The sequence below is a fragment of the Bacillus sp. MM2020_4 genome, from assembly GCF_011250555.1.
Classification (GTDB): Bacteria; Bacillota; Bacilli; order Bacillales; family Cytobacillaceae; genus Neobacillus.
In genome coordinates this window covers 22,669-43,647 of the sequence record NZ_JAANMZ010000009.1, presented here as the reverse complement: position 1 = coordinate 43,647, position 20,979 = coordinate 22,669, and the positions used below count along the sequence as shown (strand labels likewise).

The 20,979-nt window shown below is 38.8% G+C and carries 22 protein-coding genes; 6 read left to right on the top strand and 16 right to left on the bottom strand.

From position 1 onward, the window contains the following. Positions 1 to 154: 154 nt before the first annotated feature. Positions 155 to 1,861, top strand: coding sequence for an IS200/IS605 family accessory protein TnpB-related protein (locus tag G6554_RS08845; RefSeq protein WP_242637814.1), 1,707 nt, complete (start codon positions 155 to 157; stop codon positions 1,859 to 1,861). A 103-nt stretch (positions 1,862 to 1,964) separates the two neighbouring features. Here G6554_RS08845 and safA read toward each other — a convergent pair whose 3' ends face one another. Next, on the bottom strand, positions 1,965 to 2,576 hold the full coding sequence (gene safA, locus G6554_RS08840) for a SafA/ExsA family spore coat assembly protein (RefSeq protein ID WP_166240854.1): 612 nt from the start codon (positions 2,574 to 2,576) through the stop codon (positions 1,965 to 1,967). A gap of 108 nt (positions 2,577 to 2,684) precedes the next feature. Between safA and G6554_RS08835 the strand changes: the two genes are divergently transcribed. The 3 genes from G6554_RS08835 to G6554_RS08825 all read left to right on the top strand — a co-directional run bounded on the left by G6554_RS08835 (position 2,685) and on the right by G6554_RS08825 (position 4,945). Beyond that, positions 2,685 to 3,059, top strand: coding sequence for a DUF1360 domain-containing protein (locus G6554_RS08835; protein ID WP_166240852.1), 375 nt, complete (start codon positions 2,685 to 2,687; stop codon positions 3,057 to 3,059). Positions 3,060 to 3,146: 87 nt separating this feature from the next. Continuing rightward, a complete protein-coding gene (locus tag G6554_RS08830; protein WP_166240850.1) occupies positions 3,147 to 3,290 on the top strand; it encodes a hypothetical protein in 144 nt (47 codons plus the stop codon). A 128-nt stretch (positions 3,291 to 3,418) separates the two neighbouring features. Beyond that, the gene (locus G6554_RS08825) at positions 3,419 to 4,945 is read left to right on the top strand and encodes an FAD-dependent oxidoreductase (protein WP_166240848.1); all 1,527 of its coding nucleotides are present in this window, start codon (positions 3,419 to 3,421) and stop codon (positions 4,943 to 4,945) included. Positions 4,946 to 5,049: 104 nt separating this feature from the next. On the opposite strand, the gene G6554_RS08820 is transcribed toward G6554_RS08825, so the two are convergent. The 12 genes from G6554_RS08820 to G6554_RS08765 all read right to left on the bottom strand — a co-directional run bounded on the left by G6554_RS08820 (position 5,050) and on the right by G6554_RS08765 (position 16,725). Continuing rightward, positions 5,050 to 5,187: a hypothetical protein gene (locus tag G6554_RS08820; RefSeq protein WP_166240778.1), complete on the bottom strand. Its 138-nt coding sequence runs from the start codon at positions 5,185 to 5,187 to the stop codon at positions 5,050 to 5,052. A gap of 52 nt (positions 5,188 to 5,239) precedes the next feature. Further along, positions 5,240 to 6,700, bottom strand: coding sequence for an amidase family protein (locus G6554_RS08815; RefSeq protein WP_166240846.1), 1,461 nt, complete (start codon positions 6,698 to 6,700; stop codon positions 5,240 to 5,242). Positions 6,701 to 6,796: 96 nt separating this feature from the next. Beyond that, positions 6,797 to 7,942, bottom strand: coding sequence for a DEAD/DEAH box helicase (locus G6554_RS08810; RefSeq protein WP_166240844.1), 1,146 nt, complete (start codon positions 7,940 to 7,942; stop codon positions 6,797 to 6,799). Positions 7,943 to 8,030: 88 nt separating this feature from the next. Beyond that, positions 8,031 to 8,330, bottom strand: a complete 300-nt coding sequence (locus G6554_RS08805) for a DUF5658 family protein (RefSeq protein ID WP_166240842.1) — start codon at positions 8,328 to 8,330, stop codon at positions 8,031 to 8,033. Positions 8,331 to 8,428: 98 nt separating this feature from the next. Continuing rightward, on the bottom strand, positions 8,429 to 9,277 hold the full coding sequence (locus G6554_RS08800; RefSeq protein ID WP_242637813.1) for an MBL fold metallo-hydrolase: 849 nt from the start codon (positions 9,275 to 9,277) through the stop codon (positions 8,429 to 8,431). A gap of 149 nt (positions 9,278 to 9,426) precedes the next feature. After that, complete coding sequence (locus G6554_RS08795; protein WP_166240840.1) at positions 9,427 to 10,224, bottom strand: response regulator transcription factor; 798 nt, start codon at positions 10,222 to 10,224, stop codon at positions 9,427 to 9,429. Continuing rightward, complete coding sequence (locus G6554_RS26185; RefSeq protein ID WP_166240837.1) at positions 10,221 to 11,909, bottom strand: histidine kinase; 1,689 nt, start codon at positions 11,907 to 11,909, stop codon at positions 10,221 to 10,223. Before G6554_RS26185 ends, G6554_RS08795 begins: the two co-directional genes overlap by 4 nt. 78 nt (positions 11,910 to 11,987) lie before the next feature. Then, on the bottom strand, positions 11,988 to 13,643 hold the full coding sequence (locus tag G6554_RS08785; RefSeq protein ID WP_166240835.1) for an ABC transporter permease: 1,656 nt from the start codon (positions 13,641 to 13,643) through the stop codon (positions 11,988 to 11,990). Next, entirely contained in the window at positions 13,633 to 14,742 is a 1,110-nt protein-coding gene (locus G6554_RS08780) for an ABC transporter ATP-binding protein (RefSeq protein WP_166240834.1), read from the bottom strand. Before G6554_RS08780 ends, G6554_RS08785 begins: the two co-directional genes overlap by 11 nt. 100 nt (positions 14,743 to 14,842) lie before the next feature. Beyond that, complete coding sequence (locus tag G6554_RS08775; RefSeq protein WP_166240832.1) at positions 14,843 to 15,886, bottom strand: ABC transporter substrate-binding protein; 1,044 nt, start codon at positions 15,884 to 15,886, stop codon at positions 14,843 to 14,845. A 170-nt stretch (positions 15,887 to 16,056) separates the two neighbouring features. Then, complete coding sequence (locus G6554_RS08770; protein ID WP_166240830.1) at positions 16,057 to 16,266, bottom strand: heavy-metal-associated domain-containing protein; 210 nt, start codon at positions 16,264 to 16,266, stop codon at positions 16,057 to 16,059. A gap of 15 nt (positions 16,267 to 16,281) precedes the next feature. Continuing rightward, positions 16,282 to 16,725: a flavodoxin gene (locus G6554_RS08765; protein ID WP_166240828.1), complete on the bottom strand. Its 444-nt coding sequence runs from the start codon at positions 16,723 to 16,725 to the stop codon at positions 16,282 to 16,284. A 159-nt stretch (positions 16,726 to 16,884) separates the two neighbouring features. On the opposite strand from G6554_RS08765, the gene G6554_RS08760 reads away from it, so the two are divergent. Continuing rightward, on the top strand, positions 16,885 to 17,589 hold the full coding sequence (locus G6554_RS08760; protein ID WP_166240826.1) for a Crp/Fnr family transcriptional regulator: 705 nt from the start codon (positions 16,885 to 16,887) through the stop codon (positions 17,587 to 17,589). On the opposite strand, the gene G6554_RS08755 is transcribed toward G6554_RS08760, so the two are convergent. Then, positions 17,586 to 17,834, bottom strand: a complete 249-nt coding sequence (locus G6554_RS08755; protein WP_166240824.1) for an amino acid decarboxylase — start codon at positions 17,832 to 17,834, stop codon at positions 17,586 to 17,588. The two genes, G6554_RS08760 and G6554_RS08755, sit on opposite strands and share 4 nt — an antisense overlap. A 259-nt stretch (positions 17,835 to 18,093) precedes the next feature. On the opposite strand from G6554_RS08755, the gene G6554_RS08750 reads away from it, so the two are divergent. Next, the gene (locus G6554_RS08750; RefSeq protein ID WP_166240822.1) at positions 18,094 to 18,348 is read left to right on the top strand and encodes a hypothetical protein; all 255 of its coding nucleotides are present in this window, start codon (positions 18,094 to 18,096) and stop codon (positions 18,346 to 18,348) included. Between the two features lie 69 nt (positions 18,349 to 18,417). Here the strand turns inward: G6554_RS08750 and kynB are convergent, their stop codons facing one another. Both kynB and G6554_RS08740 read right to left on the bottom strand, forming a co-directional pair. Next, positions 18,418 to 19,035 carry an arylformamidase gene (gene kynB, locus G6554_RS08745; protein WP_166240950.1) on the bottom strand — a complete coding sequence of 206 codons (618 nt, stop codon included), beginning with the start codon at positions 19,033 to 19,035 and terminating at the stop codon, positions 18,418 to 18,420. A gap of 126 nt (positions 19,036 to 19,161) precedes the next feature. Continuing rightward, positions 19,162 to 20,928 carry a WG repeat-containing protein gene (locus G6554_RS08740; protein ID WP_166240820.1) on the bottom strand — a complete coding sequence of 589 codons (1,767 nt, stop codon included), beginning with the start codon at positions 20,926 to 20,928 and terminating at the stop codon, positions 19,162 to 19,164. Between the last annotated feature and the right edge of the window lie 51 nt (positions 20,929 to 20,979).

The following is a 20,979-nucleotide window of genomic DNA, read 5'->3' as shown; positions in this document are numbered from 1 at the left end:
GGCGAGAAGACCCCTTCCTCAAGGAGTGTGAAGGGCGAAGCCCAATGAGTAGGGAGGGGATGAATCGCCCGTCCGAAGGAGAGTTTTCGTTGGAGGTCGAACGTATATTCTGTTATAATGGAATATATAAATGATTTCCAAAGGAGCATAACAAATGGGTACAAATGCATACTTTACAAATCGTGTATATAAAAATACATTGGATAAAAAGTTTGTTGACGCTACCAGTCATGCCCTTTTTTTGTTCAATAAAGCTAAACATTTTTCATTTAACACGTTGGTAAAAGAGAAAAGGTCAGGAAAAAGCAAACGAAATAAATCCCTTCACCTCACTATAAAGGAAAAATTTCAACTTGATGATTATTTTGCAAATTGCGCCCTTCAAGAAGCAAATGCAAAACAAAAGTCTTTAACAGAGTTAAACAAACTCTATATTGCAAATAAAGAAGAACAGATTAAATCTGTTAAAAAGAAGCTAAAAAGTGAAAAAACAAAACTTAGTAAGTTGAAAAAAATGAAATCAAGTTTTGTTAACGGAAAACCATCCTTCCCTCAAAAATCTAGAGAACAAAAATTAGGGAATTATTTTGTGGTGCAATTTAAAAAGAAAACAGATATCTATTATCATGCTTATCAATTTGAGCATGCTTATTTGGATATTCAAGTTAGTCGGACAAACACTAAAATCGGTTTTTTGACTTTCAAGTTACATAAGTTTGAAGAACAATTAAAACGTTTGAAAACAGTAATTTCAAGCGTTGTTTTTGGTACCAAGAAATTATTTAAATTGCAATACACCATGGATATCTATAAGAGTAATCACGAAAAGTGGACTAATAAATGGAACGATTCTCGGTACAAGACAATGGTTATATCTGGACGTAAAGATGCTGCTTCTGGAAACTTTGTTTTTAACTACGATATTGAAACCCACTCCTTAACTTATAAAACTCCTTCAGGTGTGTTAGTTGAAGTCAAAGAAATTTCTTTCCCCTATGGACAAGAAAAAGTTGAAGCAGCAATTTCTATTCAAAAAAATTGCAAAAATAAAAAGCAGTACGGAAAACCAATCGCTTGGTCTATCGAAGATCATGGCGAATATTACATATTCAAATGCATTATTACTGAAGAAAAAAATGAATTTGTAAATTATTCTAAAGCGGACGGAATTATTGGTATAGATTGTAACGTTGACCATTTTGCCATTTCAAATGTGAACAATAAGGGCCAACTTATTTCTTCATGGTCGCTAAAATTTGAGATTCTAGGAAAATTATCCAATCAAATTACGAAAGTTATTGAGGTTGAAGCGATTGAAGTGGTAAACGCAGCTTTTCGCGAAAACAAACCGATTGCTCTTGAAAAATTGGATACGACTAAATCAAAAGTTTCAAGTGCTTATGGCAATAAGAAGAGAAACATGATGATGTCTATGTTTGCCTATAACAAAATGATTTCTGCCATTCAATCAAGAGCTGTAAAAATGGGTGTGGAAGTATTTGAAGTAAACCCTGCATATACAAGTCAAATAGGAAAAATGAAATACATGAAGCGATTTGGAATATCCATTCATGAAGCGGCTAGTTTTGTTATAGCCCGGAGGGCACTAGGTTTTGAAGAGATACTCCCACCAGTATTGCATGCACTTTTACCGGAGAAGATAACTGGTATGCATCATTGGGCGCAGTGGGCATATATTTCTAAAATCCTGAAAGATGTTCGTGTTTGTGCGTTCTATCAATCAGATCTTTTTGATATAGACAGGTTTCGTTCTACGAACGAATTCTTTGCTCCAGGTACTTTAACAAACTTGGAGCAAAAAGGTTTGTCGAAGTTGAAAAGAGGAAAAACCGCCTCCTAGTTGAACGGGAGACGGTCATATATCTTAAATTCCTATGATATATGTCTTGTTATTTAAAGAATCCCCCACTACAAACAACCTGTAAGGGATGTTAAGGGGTAGTTCAATTCGAGATAAACATCTGCACCCAATAGTAACGATACGATCCACCAGTGGCATATCCTACTCCAATTCGGGTGTTAGAGCTTAAAATATTTGCCCGATGACCAGAACTATTCATCCATGATTGAACCACTGCCTGTGGTGTCGTTTGACCGGCTGCAATATTTTCAGCTGCAGAACGGTAGGAAATACCAAAGCTCTTCATCATATCAAATGGACTGCCATAGGTTGGGCTTGTATGAGAGAAATAATTTTTATCCCTCATGTCCGTTGCCTTATAGCGAGCCACCCTGGAAAGCTCCCAGTCTGCCACGAATGGTTTCAGGCCATTTTTCGCCCGCTCCTGATTGGTTAGCGAAATAACCTGATTTTCAATCGATTTCACTCCGCCTAATTCAGGAATATTTACCTTTTGACCCGGATAGATCAAGTTAGGATTTTTAAATTGCTGGTTGGCTTGAATAATCTCTGTAATTCCGACCTGATACCTTACAGCAATTTTCCAAAGTGTATCCCCTGGCTGAACCGTATAAATTTGTTGGGCAAACGAGACGCTTGGAATACAGAAAAGAGATAGTAAGAACAGAAAACTAAACCAAAAAGATTTTTTCATTTTTTCGCCTCCTCCGAATATATAATTTTGATTTCAAGCTCAAAATATACAGGGAATCAAAAAAATAAAATTCAGCTGTCTTTAAGTGGATTTTCGGAGGCATAAAATATGAAAGACTTATCATGGATGACCTATATTATGCTAATTTTAGCAAGCTATCGTCTAACCCATTTAATCGTTTTTGATAAAATTACAGAATTCATCCGCAGGCCCTTCATGAAAAAAGTTCAAGTTAAGACGGATAATGGCACGGAAACGAAGGAAGTCCCTGCCTCCATGTTTGGATATCTGTTGAAATGTTATTGGTGTGCCGGTGTGTGGAGTGCTTGTTTTTTGGGCGGTGCTTATCTGCTGTTCCCAAAAGTTACATTTGTGTTTATCTTAATTTTCTCTATTGCCGGTGGTCAATCGATTATTGAAACCTTCGTCGGCGTCAATATAAAGAAAGTCGATTACTATTCAGAACTGGGAAAAAAAGACTAAATTTGCTAAATAGGAAAATTTAGTCCCCTTAAGGCATATACCTGTAGAAAGCTTATTTTTCTCGGTAAGCTCTCTAAAGGGGGACGAATGATGACACTTTTGTGGACCATTGCTCTCGGCTTTCTGATTTGTCTTGGTTGTGTTGCATGGGGTATTTTCCATTTTTTAAGGGAAGCACTTGATTCAGAGGATGCATCCCGGATTGATAAAATAAACACCGATGAGGAATAACTTTTTCAGAACCCTGGCTAATCAGGGTTCTTTTTATGATGAAAAATTAATTTTTCACCTCCATGACATTTATTTTTCATTTTGGGAAAAATTAAACAGGAGATTATTTTAATGCTGGAGGCGTACATATGAGTGGATCTGAACATCAATTTCCTAAAACCTTTTGGCGCGAGATAGAATTACCGACTTATGAACCATTAAATGAGGATTTATCAGTGGACGTAGCAGTTGTCGGGGCTGGAATAACTGGGATTACAACTGCCTATTTACTGTCAAAAGAAGGGCTGAAGGTAGCCATTTTGGAAGCCGGAGGTGTCTTAAACGGGACAACCGGGCACACCACGGCTAAGTTAACCGCCCAGCATGGCATGATTTATGATGAGTTAATCCAACACTTTGGGCAAGAAAAGGCCAGGCTGTATTTTGAATCCCATATGAATGCCATTCAATTCGTTGAAACCATGGTAAAGGAAAATGGTATTGACTGTGATTACAGCAAAGAGGATGCTTATATTTATGCCACGACTGAAGAGTATGTTGAAAAGATAAAAACGGAGTGGGAAGCGTACAAAAGTCTCAATATTGACGGATCTTTGAAAGACACGATTCCATTTAATATCCCGGCCAAGGCGGCTCTATTGATGCGCAATCAAGCACAGTATCACCCGCTAAAGTTTTTAAAGTCGCTTCTAGAGGATGCCGTAAAGGCTGGCTGTTCTGTTTATGAAAATACAGTCGCTACAGATATTGAAGATGATGATACAGAACCAAAAGTAGTGACAAAGGCTGGTCATAGGGTGACATGCAAACAGGTGATTATTGCTTCACATTTCCCTTTTTATGATAAACCAGGTCTCTATTTTGCCAGAATGCATACAGATAGATCCTATGCAATCGGTATAAAAACAGACATGGACTATCCCGGCGGCATCTATATCAGTGCCGACAGCCCGGCCCGCTCCATTCGTACAACACCGTATAATGGGGAAAAGTTGCTCATACTCGGCGGTGAAAATCATAAAACAGGGCAGGGAATCGACACGCTAAAGCATTATGAAGCGCTCCAATTATTCGCCGAAGAGGCCTTTGGGCTGAAGGAATACCATTATCGCTGGTCCGCCCAGGATATGGTCACATTGGACAAACTTCCTTTTATCGGCAAATATACGGAAGGCCGGGAAAACGTTTTAATTGCCACCGGCTATAAAAAATGGGGAATGACGACAGGCATTCTCGCAGGACACTTGTTAACTGATTATGTGATGGACCGGGAAAATCCATACATGGAGCTCTATTCACCATCACGAGCATTCCAGGCAGATCCCGATTTTAAAAGTGTTGTCACCACCAATGCAGATGTTGCTAAGCATCTGATCAAGGGTAAGCTTGAGTATACCGACAAGTCCACAGATGATTTACAGATGGGCGAGGGTTCTGTTGTCATGTATAACGGAAAACGAGCAGGTGCCTATAAAGACGAGAACGGGAAACTTTATGTCGTCGACACCACTTGTACCCATCTTGGCTGTGAATGTGAATGGAATCGCGCTGAAAAATCATGGGATTGCCCGTGCCATGGCTCACGTTATTCCTATTCAGGTGATGTGATTGAGGGCCCGACAAAAAAAGCACTGGAATTGTTGAAAGAAGAGTAGTATTTGGGCTTGTTTTTGAAGATATGAACCATTTTCTTGATGATATGAACAAATCCCTTTCTTTTATAAAAAATGCCTCCTAGCTCAGCAGGAGGCTTTCTTCATTATTTACTATTCGGGCGGTTTCGTTTTATATCTTCCCCAGGCGTGAATTCAACTAATTCGGAGCTTTCCTTCATCGGCTTTTTCGCGTTATTGTTACGTTGTGCATTAGCATTTCCTAGTTTCGTTCTTCCCATCATACCCACTCCTTTTTGAGAAATTCACTGATAGTATGGATGAAAAGGAGCACTTTTATTCTAGTACGGGTGCCTTGCGGAAGCGTGTCATTTGCTCGAAAGCATACGCCACTTGAATTAAAAGTGGTTCACTGTAAGCTGTTCCGGCAAAGGTAATTCCCACCGGCTCCCCAAGAGACGTATAGCCAGCAGGGACCGCAATGGTGGGATAGCCTGCTTTCGCACTGATATGGGAGCCTTCATCGTTAGGAAAAACAATAACATCTAGTCCGTATTTCTCTAACGCAAAATCAATCCCTTTCTTTGTTGAATGATACAAGTCGAATTCCAATGCATCAATATAAGCAGCTTCCGTTAAAGAACCGCTTGTTTTTTCTGATTCCAGTAGTACGGCCTGGCCATATTTGAGCATCTTTTCTTCATCATTTTTATTGAATTCAATTAGATCTGCTAACGTTCTCACTGGTATGGATGGGTGAAGATCATTCAAATAGGCATTTAAATCTGGTTTAAATTCATAGGTTAAAACATCGTATTTCCATTCAGCCTTAGCGGAAGGGAAAACAATGTCCTCAATCATCTCTGCTCCTGATTTCAACAGTTCCAATCCTGCGGCCACAACTTTTTGTTTTTCCTTACTCAATAGCTCCATAAAGCCATCAAATGCTATGCCGATTTTCTTCCCCTTTAGTCCATCTTTTACAAGTAACTCTGACAAGTCGAATCCAATAAAAGGGTTTGTCTTGGTGATAGAATCGAGATCATCTTTTCCACATAAGGCATTTAACAGAATCACCGCATCTTCAACCGTTCTAGCCATTGGCCCTGCAGTATCCTGTGTGTGTGCGATTGGGATAATCCCTCTCCGGCTAATTAAACCTACCGTAGGTTTAATCCCCACTAATGAATTTTGGCAGGATGGATTCAGGATTGAGCCAGAGGTTTCGGTCCCAACCGCAGCAGCGGCAAAATTTGCGGCAATCGCTGCCCCGGAACCTGCACTAGAACCGCCAACATCAAATTTCCCCGGACCATAGGGATTTTCCACCTGTCCGCCTCTTGAACTATAGCCACTTTTCATTCCAATCGCCATAAAATTTGCCCATTCCGTCATATTTGTTTTTCCAAGAATGATGGCACCGGCTTTACGTAATTGCTCTGCTACAAATGAATCCTTTAGGGCAATCGAATCTTTTAATGCAAGTGACCCGGCACTTGTATGCATTTTGTCATGGGTGTCGATATTATCCTTAATTAGAATCGGAATTCCGTGTAACAGGCCGCGTGGCCCCTTCTTTTTCCGTTCCGTGTCAAGCGCTTCCGCTATCTGCAGCGCATCCGGATTAATTTCGAGGATTGAATGTAGCTCTTTATCGTAACGAGAAATTCTATGTAAATACAGTAAGACCAGCTCTTTTGATGTAAGCTCGCCGCTCGCCAACTTTTCCTGGATTTCGCTGATTGTTGTTTCCTCTAGCCATTCTTCGAGATATTTCTTTAATTTTGGATTCTCCATCGGGATCCCTCCGTTTCTCCTTAACAATTCAAGAAAAGAGCTTGAAAGTCCTTTTTCTAAAAAAAAAAGCAGTAGGAGGGCCCCCTCCTTCTGCCTTTATTTTCTAAACTTTTGACTTCTTTGTTCTTCAGCAACAATTTCCCCTTGATAAAAAATTCGTTTATGAAGAGGGATATTTAACTCCCGGCAATATCGCTTTAGTTCTCGCTCTTCTCGCTCCGTAACCAGTGAAATGATGGTACCATTCGCTCCCATTCTTCCTGTTCTTCCCGACCTGTGTACATATTGAGAAATGTCTTTAGGTGAGTCAATTTGAACAACATGGGTTACTCCTTGAATATCGAGGCCCCGGGCCGCAATATCTGTGGCAATCAGCATTTTCAGTTTTCCATCCCGGAAAGCTTTTAATGCCGCTTGTCGTTCTAGCTTTTTCATATCGCTGTGCAGGACTCCGATGGATAATTCTTTAAACAGCAATTTCTCTTTAAAAACCTGAATTTCGCCAATGTCATTAATAAACGCAAGGGATTTACTATGGTCAAGGCGAGTAATTTTTTCAATTAACTTAATTTTATCTCGTGGTTCACAGGAAAAATAGATATGCTCCACTTCCCCGGAAGAAGCCATTTCATCTTTTTCAATTCGAAGGACTTCAGGTTCCGCTGCCATTTCTTTTGCCAGCTTTTCTGTTGCCTGTTTCATCGTCGCCGAAAATAAGACAACTTGGCGGTCACTCATCGTCGATTTCACGATGTTTTGGACAGTGTGTAAATGCTCCGGTATTAACAGTTGATCTCCTTCATCTAGAACAACCATTTTTATCTCGTGCATTTTCACTTTCTTCTGTTTGATTAATTCAAGCAAGCGGCCCGGTGTAGCAAAAATAACATGCGGGCGCTTTTTCAACTTTTCAAGCTGTCGCTTTAAGTTTGCCCCGCCAATAATCGACGTACCTCTAATCCCGCTTCCTTCTGACCATTTTTGAAATTCTTGATAAACCTGCATAACCAACTCTTGGGAAGAGGCAAGGACTACTGCTTGTAAGGACGGTATAGTTGCGTCGATTTTATTTAATAAGGGAAGTAAATAAGCGAGCGTCTTCCCTGTACCTGTTGGTGACTCGGCAATGACATCTTTTCCTCCCAGAATCATAGGGATAGCAGCATCCTGAATCGATGTCGGCTGCTCGAAGCCTGATTGTTTCCATGCTTCCTGCAAAAATGGCTTTAACGTATTTAACATGTTGTACTCCTTATATCTTTTTTCTTATTATTTGTTTTTCGATATCGTATTGATACTATCGTATTAACGTTTAGGTGTCTAGTTAGGGTTATGTTGACGTATTGATGTAAAGGACAATCCAGACCATATGATACACAAGGACAGAAAAGTAGAGGACACAGGTGGAGACGATAAGAGTTCTAACCCAACGTTTAAAAGGGCGAAGATAAAACAAGCCCAGAAGCATAAGTGGCAGGATTATTTTTATCATATAAAAATAAGACCAGCTCTGTTCAATGACAAGCTTCATCATCGGATTCCCCTCATCAACGAAACCGGAAGACATACCAAAGTGGGTTAAGACCGCATCCAACACACCGGCAAATAATAGGAATAAACAGAGTCTCATAGCTCCCTCCTAACAAGGATTTCAGACAAATAATTCTATATTAAGAACACAAAAAGAACGTTAAAGGCTGCATATGACAGCAGCCTAGATAAACTACTTTAATTAACATACCTGCCACTATCAGGCCGGCCAATTTCAGCAAAATGCTCCACTAAATAATGTAGGTTCTTGGTTAGTTCTTCACCGCTCATTGGCAGACCATGACCAGTGATCGCTACTTGCGGTTTAAGCGCCTCTACTTTTTTCACGGATTCATAAGCCGCATTCCAGTCAGTGGTGAAATACTTGGGCGGGCCACTTATTTCCTGCATTTGCGTCATCACTTTGTAGAGCGATTCTTGCTTTACCGTCACAAAGACATCCCCTGCGATTAATGTCCCATCTTGTTCACGAAATAAGGAGACGTGGCCAGGTGTATGTCCCGGGGTATGAATCCATTTCCAGTCCGGCAGACTTGGAACAGTCCCGTCCTCCGGAAGCTTTTGCACATGTGCACTAATATCAATCCCATGGTTCGGGAACATTGGGGACATCTTGGCAACCAGCCCGCTGTCCACATTTGGATCCCCTGGCGGATAATCTTTCTTCCCGGTTAAATAGGGGAGTTCTCGTTCGTGGGCATAAACTGGAACACTCCACTCCTCCAATAACTCCGCAACGGATCCGGCATGATCAAAATGCCCATGTGTTAACACGATAGCCTTCAGACGGACATCTTCGCCAAACCGCTCTTGAAGCATTTCTTTTATCTCTTCCGCTGACTTTGGCATGCCAGTATCAATTAGGACACATTCATTCGTCACATTCGGATCTCCGACGGCAACAAGATTAACAATTTGATCTGTGTAACAATAAACGTCCTGCCGGACAATGGTTCCAATTCCATTGCCAATCGATGTCATGGGCAGAAAGGAATCCTCATATTTACTATCCTGGTTATTTTCCAACAAAAATTCCTCCCTTTCTTGGTTATTATTTAACTGGGAGGATATTTTATTACTTAGTAATACACTATTCATTATAACACTCATTTTGGTTCTTTATAAATAACATTTTACAAAAACAAAAACTGCCCATTAGGAGCAGTTCTGATAAATTAAATTCCACTGAGTGGATGGCTAACCCCCTGGATAAATTCACTCGGCGAATAACCCATGTGTTTTTTAAATACTGCATTAAATTGTTTATAATCACTGAATCCTACCATTTCTGCAATTTCGTAAATCATGTATTTCTTTGTGAGAAGTAAGGGTACCGACGCTTTTATCCGTTGTTGATTTAAGTAATGATGAAAAGTTCCCTTTGTGTCCTTTTTAAATACTCTGCTTAAATAACTTGGACTTACGGCTAGATCTTGGGCTACATCTTCCAAATTTATTTTCTCTGCATACCGTTCATTTATACAATTTATTACTTTTTGGGTATAATCACAATAGGCCGACGTTTCTATCTCTTCAGGAAAAAACACAGCCTTCATAAAGGAGAAATCTACCTTTTGTTGAATTAATTTATGTTTCTTCTTCTCAACTATTTTTTTATTTAGCAAATCCATCATTATTCTTAATACTTCTCTATCTATCGGTTTAAGTAAATAATCGAAAACTTGAAGTTGAATACTCTTTTTTGTATATTCAAAATCACTATAACTGGAGAGAATAACCTTTTCAAAATCATGAAATTTAGACGCTTGTTCTATCATATCAATCCCATTTAATATCGGCATTTTAATATCCGTTATGACTAAATCTGGTTTAAGGTCAATAATCTTCTGTAGACCCTCTTGCCCGTTTGAAGCTTCGCCAATAATCTCCGTTTGCATTTCTTTCCAATCCAGGGTATAAATCATTCCTCTGCGAATAATTTGTTCATCTTCAACTATAATGGCTTGAATCATTCTGACTCTTCCTCCTTTATAATTGGGATTTTCACCAAAACGAGTGTTCCTTTTTTCTCTTCGCTGTAAATTCTTAACCCGTAGCTCTTCCCATATAGCAATTGAATCCTGCGATTTACGTTATAAATGCCAATATGGTTGGTGTCATTCTCACCGAGAATCAATGACTTCTTTAATTCAATTAACCTATTCTTTTCGATCCCCTCTCCATTATCGCGAATCACCAAATATACATTTTTCTTTGTGTTTTTAATGATGATCTCTATTTTTAAATTGGTCTTGGTCCGAAATCCATATTTGATTGCATTTTCCACTAATGGCTGCACAATCAATTTAGGAAGAAAATAGTTTTCAGTCCCTGCCTGAACATCAATGTTGTAGTCTAAGGCGTCGCCAAATCGAATTTTCTGTAAGGTTAAATAATCCTTCAAATAATTCGTATCCTTTTGAATACTATTATATTGCATGCGATTACTCACACTGTATCTTAATAAATTGGAGAGAATAATAATTAACCGTTCTGCTTTATTAGAATCAATTTTAATCATATATTTGATATTTTCTAATGTATTAAATAAAAAGTGAGGATCTATCTGCATTTCAAGCTGCTTGATCTCAGATTGAGCATTTCGTTCAATTGATTCTTTGTTTTCCTTTAATAATCGTTCAATATCTTGCAAAAGCTGTTCGACATACTCACCAATGACTTGGAACTCATCCTCTTTAGCAAAGTTCACCTTTTGGTTAAAATCTCCCTTTTTTGCCTTTGTAATCATTTTTAGCAGAATATCGATTGATTTCATCTTTTTCAGCGTTGTCTGGTTTGCAAATATAATGGTCCCGATTGTGATGGAAAGGAAGACAATCAGTAATGTTACAAGCCCAATTTTATAGATACGCTTAAATAAGCCAATATACAAGATGGAATGAACATTAATGTTGGCATTAAGAATTGAAAGTTGTTTCGTGATATAGCTACTATTATTTACAGCCTTTAGTTTTCCTGACTGTGTTAGTAACATTTCATTTGATGTTAAGATACTATTATCATATTGGTCAGTGATTAAGATGTCGGTATAGTGGACATTATTCATTAGCTGGCGGAATTTATTTTCTAATAAATTGAAAATAATATAGCCTGAAACATTGCCCTGTTCATTGTAAATCGGATTTGCGATGTTATAGAAGATTCTATCTGTTTTAAGATTTTGGCGATTCGGGTACATAAGACTTTGATCGTTACGATTATTTTTCAACCGCTTATTTAAATACCAAACAGCATTTTTATGATTATCAACAGGATCTTCTATCCAATTTGTTGCGATTACATTCCCATCTGCGTCAATCACAGAAAACAAGCTATTTAGCTTTTGCTCATTCACTGCACTGTATAGGCGTTCATACATTTTGGTGCGATACGTGCTGTAGGTTTCCATTCGATTAATATTTATCTCTTTCGCTAATTGCTTACTTTGAGCAGATATCTGTGAAAATTTCACAATGATTTCATTTGCGACCATTTTCCCTTCATTTCGGGTATTTTCTTTTAGAATATGATAGCTAATGAAAAAGAATAGATTATAAAAAATAAAGACGATAATCGCAACGGGAACAATCCCAAAACTGATTAAGGAACGTTTCAGTTCCTTCCGATATAAACTGGAAACCTTGTTAGTAGATTCCACATCAATCACCTTTTCCTTGCGTCGTACAAGTTATGCCGAAAAGACAACTCAATAGCGGAGTTGCCTTCCCTATCAAATTTATAGGTTTACTTCTTTCGAACCTGTTGCTTTGAAGAAAATCAAAAGTGAGATTACCGTAGTGACTGTTAGAATTGTGGAAAGTGCTGCGGCAGTACCATAGCTTGCCCTAATGACCTCCGAATAGATTGCAACTGACATGGTTCTAGTTTTTCCAGTAAATAAAATAATCGACGAACTAAGTTCATTGATGACCGTAATCCAACTTAGTAGAGCACCAGCTAAAACACCTGGCATCATTAACCTAGCAGTAATATTAATAAACGTCTTCATGGGGGAATAACCTAAGCTAATTGATGCTTCTTCCATACTTGGGCTCAACTGATAAATAATGGCAGCACTTGATCGCATCGTATATGGAAGCCGGCGAATAATAAAGGAAACAATTAAAATAGCTGCCGTTCCACTTAATAGTAACGGTGATTTGTTAAAGGCAAGAAGCAACGTAATCCCCAATACTGAGCCTGGAACTATATAAGGGAACATGGCAATCGTATCAATAAAAGAGGTTAAGAAGTTTTTTCTTCTTACAGATGCATACGAAATGAGCATCCCCAATAATATGATAACTGCTAACGCAATGATCCCGTAGATATACGTATTTAAAATGGAATCACCCATACGTTCGATTACTCTGCGGTAACTTTCCAATGTATAACCGTCAATAAACATGGCACCTCTGGTTTTTAAGAATGACGTATAGATAACCATGACTTGTGGAATGATTGCTAATCCCACAATAACATAAATAAACAAATGGGCAAAAAGGTTTTTCATTCCTTTTGCTTTCTCAGGTTGAATAGGGCGAAGCGAACTCATTTCGAATGATTTCTTGTTGATAAAATATTTTTGACCAATAAATATAAAGGTTGTAATAAAAATCATTATGGTTGCAAGAGCCGCGGCAAAGTGTGCATCCCCGCCTACCTCACTAATAAATTCTGAGTAGATAAGCACAGGCATGGTCGAATAACCTTCTCCAATTAGCATTGGAGTCCCAAAGTCAGCAAGGGAATTCATAAAAACCAGCATGGCGCCTGCTAAAACTGTTGGCAGAATCAGCGGCAAGATTAGCGTTGTAACCTTTCTAATTCCTGTCACTCCTAAGCTTTCGGCCGCTTCACTTAAAGAGGCATCCATTTTTTTAAGAGCTCCAGAAACATATAAATAGATGTACGGGAACAATTTTAAGGTAAAAACCAATAGAATCCCACCAAACCCGTAGATACTAGGGATCGTTACATTAAAATGCTCCAGAAAAAATCTTGAAATGACACCGCTTCGGCCTAATAAAAGAATCCATGAATAGGCTCCAATAAATGGTGGCGATAATACAGAAATAATAATTAATATTTCGATAAGTCCCTTGCCGCGAATTCTCAGCGTCGACATTAAATAGGCAAGAGGCACCCCCAAAGCGATAGCCAGGATCGTCACGCATATGGTGACTGCGAAACTATGGAGCAATGATTGATAATAATATTTTTTCTCAAAAAAGGTTTGAAAATGTTCAAATGTAAATGAGCCATCGTTTCCTTGGAAACTTCCTAGCAACAACGCTCCAAGCGGATAAATTAAAAATACAGCAAAAAATAAAAATACAAGCAATGTCACTGAATTCCAAAAGTCTAGTTTTCTAGTCAATTTATTCCACATAACGGGTCACTCCCGAAATGAGACTTTCCTCACCATCTGCAGTGAATATATTAATTTTTTCTGCGATAACTTCTAAGTAAACCACATCATCTAACTGTATGAACCGATCCTTTTGATTGGTATCCTGTGTAAACTCGATACTTTGTCCATCATCCAAAACGAGCTCATAATTTATATATTTGCCTAAGAAATTCCGATGTTTAACTCTTGCTCTAATCCCAGACTGACGTTCAGATAGTGTAAACTCTTCCGGTCGAATTGCGACCATTACTTTGTCATTAGCACGAACTTCTGATGTTACATTTTTTATTTCAATCTGATAATCTTTTGTCATCCGAAGAAAATTCACTCCATTATCCTGTTCAATGATCCCTGGGAATAAATTGGAATGGCCGATAAAGGTTGCAACAAATGCATTAATAGGCCGTAAATAAATGGTATCTGGATACCCGACCTGCTGGATGATCCCGTCTTTCATGACGGCAATTCGATCCGAAATGGCTAATGCCTCTTCCTGATCATGAGTAACATACACTGTCGTGATATCAATTTCCTTTTGAATTTCACTTATGGCACGGCGCATGTCAATTCTAAGCTTTGCGTCCAGGTTCGATAATGGTTCATCCATCAGAAGAACTTTTGGATGAATAACAATAGCTCTTGCCAAAGCAACACGCTGCTGCTGCCCGCCAGACAAGCGATTTGGAAGGCGATCTTTATAGTCTGTGATTTTGACCGTTTCAATAATTTCGTCAAGCCGTTTGATCATTTCTTCTTTATTGATCTTCCGGTTTTTCAAACCGTATTTTACATTGTTGTACACATTCATATGGGGAAAAATTGCATAATTTTGAAAGACCATCCCAATATTCCGTTTATGGGCTGGAATATCGTTAATTACTTGCTGATCGAATGAGATCGTCCCTCCGTCGATACTGTGGAAACCTGCAATCATCCTTAGAAGCGTGGTTTTCCCGCAGCCTGATGGGCCTAATAATGTGAAGAGTTCACCTGGTTTTATTTTTAAATTTAAATCAGGAATTACCGTATTTTTTTCATAGTCCTTCCGTACCTGCTCAAATGTGATTGATGTGCTCAATTTGAACAACCTCCTTTTTCATGAATCTACGATGTTTGGATTATTTTAAAAGAGTATGAGCCATTGACTACTCATACTCTTTCATGTTTGATTTCAATTCTTAATTACTTGTAAAAATATCCTTAAATTTATCTAGAATGGTTTCTTTATTTTTGTTTGACCATGCTTGATCGTCACTAATTAATTTGATTTCCGTAAGCGGCTTCATTCCGATATCCTTCTTGATTTTCACTGTAGAAAGAACAGGACGGCGATTTAGCTCATTTGCCACCATTGTTTGTGACTCTTCGTTGGTAATAAAATCAATGAATTTCTTGGCATTTTCCAGATTTTTTGCACCTTTAATAATCGCGGCACCATCGGGCTTCACAATTGTTCCTTCTTTTGGATAGACTATCTGTACTGGGGCGCCATCATTCATATAATTCACAACTGGCTCTTCAAATGTAAGCCCAACAGAGTATTCACCATCTGCTACACCTTTGTATACTGCAGAGGATCCACTCAATAATTTGTGATCAAGATTCCCAATTAATTTTCCTACATAATCCCATCCTTTTTCAGGATCACCATTGCCCATCGCATATAATTCGTTAATAACTTGTTCGAATGAAGAAGATGACTTTGCTGGGTCTGCAAACGCAATCTTCCCTTTCAATTGCTTATTCAATAAATCCTCATATCCACTAATATTTAATTCACCCGCAAGGTTTTTATTTACCATAATGACACTTGGAACGAGTGAGAATCGTGTGATAAAGCCATCATCATTTTTATAGTCATCAATAACCTTGTCTTCATTTTTGGATTGATATTTAGCAAAATGATCTTTGAATGGATCTAACGATGATAAAGATCCTCCCCACATGACATCCCCTAAAGGATTATCCCCTTCCGATTCAATTCGTTTCAAAAGCTCCCCTGCACCTGCAGAAATAACTTCCACCTTAATTCCTGTTTCATCTTCAAATTCTTTTACCAAAGGCTCATTAAACTCAATTGGATTTGGTGAATAAACTACTAGTTCCTTACTTACACTGTTCTCAGTCTTTGTTGTTTTTTCATCTGATGAACAACCTGTTAAGATTCCCGAAATTCCAAGTACAGCCACTAATGCTGCAGACAACAATTTCCCTTTCTTCATTACTCATTCCCCCATTTTTATTTTTATAAAAACCACTTTCGTTCCTGCTACATCAAATATTAAACGCTTTCATAATAATCAACAATCCAAAAAAGTGACATAAATATCCGAAAAAATGAACTAGGGTAAATATTCCAAATAAAAAAAGAACTGCCTTTTTAGGCAGCCCTTTAATCAAATGTTCGCAGTATAATCTTATTTAGGTTACGGTTAATTTCCTCCGATTGAATGATGCTTTCATTAAAGTTAATTTGGATTTTACCGGTTCCAGATACAATTTCTACTTTTTCTATTCCATTTGTTCGTTGCATCTGTCTTTTTATCTTCCCGATACAACCGGTGCAGGCCACATCATTTAATGGGATTTCAATCATACTCATAATCCCCACATCCTCTCAAAATTTTTCTACAAAGGATTGACCAAACTTCATACATTCTTCTTTTTCCGCAGTGGTTGGAGAAAGGTCAATTTTTAAACCTTCGTGCACAAGCTCGGCACCCAGTTCTGCCAGTTTTTCCGTGAGAATATCAACCGCTCCCCCACGATGCTCATAGGAAGAGTCGCAGGAACCAAATGCAGCTGCCCTTTTCCCTGATAAATTCAATTGATCCATTTCATCATAAAAGTCGAGAAACTCATCCGGAAGATCACCGTCTCCCCACGTATAGGCTCCCAATAATATCCCATCATATTCTTGAAGGTCTGGAACATCTACTTCTAAGATATCCTTTATCGAGACAGTACCCCCTGCCTCTTGAATGCCTGATGCAATAAGATTGGCTATTTCTTCTGTATTCCCTGTCATACTTGCATAAACAATTAAACAGGTTGCATTCATGGTGGAATCACCTCATGTTTTTCTTTCATATTAATGAAAATCATTCTCATTAACATTGACCTGTATCAAGAAATATAATAAATTGATGCAAATCACTTCATTATTTTTAGGAAGCAGATATTATTAAGCTATAAGGATGTTTAGAAGGAGTGGTGAAGGATGAACTGTGATCACTGTTGCTCGCATGGATCTTCATGTATCACATCTGTGCCCGTTTTTAAAGGGATGAAAAAAGAGGATCTTCAGCTATTACAAAATGTCACAAGGAGCCGTCACTTTTTAAAGGGTGAATTCATTTTCCAAGAGGGGGAGCGTTCCGAAACACTTTTTGTTGTGAATGAAGGCCTGATAAAGCTAACGAAAATGTCGGCTGAAGGAAAAGAACAAATTGTCCGTTTGTTGTTTCCTGGGGATTTCTTCGGGTTATTTTCATTACTTCGAAATGAAAAACATTATGCAAATGCTGAGGTTATTGGGAGTCCCACTGTCATTTGTTCCATTGAAAAAGGGGATTTCCTTAGGACGATGGAGAAGAATGCGGAATTATCCTACCGGTTTTTACTGGCTGTTAATGATCGTTTATATGAAGCAGATGAATCGGTTGGCTTTTTAAGTTTGATGGAGGTAGAACAGCGGCTTGCGCGGGCACTCATCCTTTTTCATGATAAATTGAATGCCTTTAATGGTACCTTTACATTACCAATAACGAAAAAAGATTTAGCGGGGTATATCGGGACAACTCCAGAATCAATAAGTAGAAAGCTATTAGCATTTATGTCCCAAAAGCTAATCGCCATGGACGGGCGCAGACAAATACAAATTCTAGAGTTGGACCAACTTAAAAGTATGGCCGAAATGGACTAAAACTCATCCAATTTTACTGCCATTAGGCGAAAATGCATCGGTTCGATTTCATTGACAATCACGTTCATTCCAAAAGATTGTAAATTGGCGATTAACGGCTCACCGCGATGTGGTAAATGAATTTCAAAAATGGTACCTACTGGTGCCGCTTTAATAAAGTTTAAAATTTCCCGTCGTGGATGTTCCCCCTTTGCAACACGTTCCCGGATATCCATGACTGCTTTTTTATCAATTATTTCAAACATAACTAACACTCCCCTTCGAAATGGTTTATGCCTTAGTTTACCATCTTTTTTTTCCTAAGGAATTGATATAAATCAATGTTAATTGGAGAGAAGTTTAAGAAATAGCCTAGAAAGCTTTGGAAATACTGGATTTGGGCAAAAATTGATATATTTGTAATTTCGAAAGGTTTGTGAACATTCCTGGGTATTTGATATAACCGGGTGTGAATGATGGTAGAATGAACAACAACAAGATAACAATATAACGGAGTTGAGAATAATGTTTAGCAAAATTGCTGTTATCGCTTCGCTGTTGTTTTTTCTATTTGGAACCAATGTATTTGCCAATTCGCATTCGGAAGAATCTACTTCAATAAACGAGAACGTACGGACAGATCATGCCAACGTGCGAACGAAAAAGACTACTACCTTAGAACCCTCATTTAAAGACTATGTTGTCCCAGTATCCGTCGGTCTCTTATTCATCATTGGCCTCGGAAGCTACTGGTTCATATACAGAAGAAAACATGCCTAACCAACGGTGCCTGACACCCTTATTACTACGATAGTAGTAATAAGGGTGTCAGGCACCGTTTCTATTCTACTATCGTCGTAGGATTGCGCGGACGGGGCTGCCGTCTCCTTCGACGAGTGGCAGCGGCAGGGCGATTAGTTCGTAGTCACCCGGTTCGATTTCGTCGAGCATAAGGGATTCCAATATGTGAATTCCGTTTTCATTCAAACTATGGTGCGCAGGCAGCTCCTTGCTGTCAATTGGATCCACAGACGGTACACCCAAGCCGATAAGCTTAACCCCAATACTTGCCAAATAAGGCGCTAAATCCGGGTTAATATGAGGAATTTTCTCGGGGAATTCACTTGGATTTACCCACGCAAGTGTTCGAAATAACACCCTCTTACATCCATCAAGGTTAACCCCCCGCAAATCAGCTTCACCAATACTTTCCTTGCCACCCATATCTATGACTTTCGCTGGCCCGATGTAAAGATTGAGATCAAGTTCAATGATTCGTTTTCCATTGTTATCAAAATGAAAAGGAGCATCTACATGCGTTCCCGTGTGCGCGCTTAATTGAAGACTACCTACATTGACTGAGCCGCTTTCTTCCATTGGCCATGAAACCACATATTGAAACGCAGTATCCCCGGGCCATACAGGCATACCATTCTCAAGTTTTCTTGAAACATCATAAATCTTTATCCCATCTCACCCCTAATTCAATCATATCGTGTTTTCACCATTATTTCACAATACCCCACCCCTTTCCAGCTATTTCGAAGCCAATAATTTCATAGTAAAAAGGCAGGGGGCCGAACTCCTGCCTTTTTACTGAAACGACTTCCAAAACTCGCCGTCTTGATTAATCATATCTTTCAGTTCATCGAAGGGGATTGTAAAGGTTGGAGATCCCGCAGCAAAGGAGGCAATTTCATAATGCTTAAAGTAAATATTTAAGGCATCCTCACGAATAAAAAACGGCTGATCCTCCTTCATTCCATGGTAATCATCAGGAGAAAGATAAGAAGAATATTGTTCATTATTTTTAATTTGATCCATAATCATATCACTTATTACTTTCACATAAGGGCTCCCAGGTTTAAACAAGTCTTTCAACTGATACATCGAACCATTCTTAAGATTAATATGAACATACTTTTTAACAGGCATCCCGTGAGCAGCACAAAACATGTAATCGTACCCATTTATCTCCATCACAAGCAAGTTTTTCTTGTAAAAGGTTACCTCAAAGTCACCAGTATAATTGGATTCCAGCTGCTTCCCAGCGGGCGCGGGTTTAACACCCGCAAGCTCCTTTAATGACTTATTCACCATAACCATATCCGGATTTTCCATTCCTTGTACCTGTGGGTAATAAACAACATATTCCCTATTCGGTCTAAATTTATGCTCAATTACTGAATACTGATTATTTAGCGGGATAATGTCCGCCTGCTTCCAGACCACACCACTATTTTGATTAAAATACACCAAGCGATTATCAACTTCACTCTTGATTAGTGTCTTGTCAAAGCTTAGCCAGCCGCTGCCACTGACCATTGGAAGATGTACCTTCCTCTTCCCATTCTTATCAATAAAAAACGTATGCTGGTCATCAGAAACAGAAGCCACCCCATCGGAAAATGGGGTAATGTCATGAAAAATAAACCCTGTTAGAATCCGGCCATCTGAATCTGCTAACGCGTAAATTGATCTTAAGCATGGCTGCTCTGGTGCCAGTTCTTTCCCAATTGCAAACCGATTTTCACCAAGATCCATAATGCTAGTATAATTTGGTTTAATTAAAAAATTTCCTTCTCTATCTATTACGCCATAATAATGATTATTTTTTACAGTCAAACCAACAATTGCGCGGTCGTCGATAAATGCTTCTGCACTTGAAAACTGAGGCTCCAGGACTGTTTTCCCCTGTTCATCGATATACCCTAATTTTCCATCCTCCCTCTTTTTATATACAAGAAGACCTTGGCCATATTGATCAACAAACGCAAAAGGATAGGATTGTAATACCTTTCCGGTAAGATCAATTAGTTCGTAGAGGCCGCTCTTTGTTTTTACAACCGCTTTCCCCTCTGAAAAATCACTGGCAGATGGATAGATAAGGGGAATAACCACTTTGCCTCTCTTATTCAAAAATCCATGCAAGTACTGTTCATCCGTATCTGTCACCCCAACTAATAAACGTCCACCTTTATACTCTGGGTATGCGACAGAATAGGCCCTTTCGGTTATTTCCTTGCCACTTCCATCAATAACTTTATTCCCCTGCTGATCGTTGACGACTGCCCTTCCTTCTGAAAACGGTTGTATCGTATCGTATTTCGGTTTCACAATAAAATACCCGTTATCATCGATGAGGCCTGATTTATCCATCATCTCAACATTCGCCAAACCATTATCCTGAAAATCCTTGGCATTATCATATATCGGCTGGAGAACAAATTTCCCTTTCTCATCAATATATCCCCATTTCGTGCCGCCGATTTCTTTCACTGGAGCAGGGAAAAGATAAACCGCTCTTGTTTCAAAAGCATCCAAGATCCACGAGATCCAATCGCCATCATGTTCGGCCATTACATTCACCCATTTTACTTTTTCTATATTTATATGAAATTGAGTGGGCTG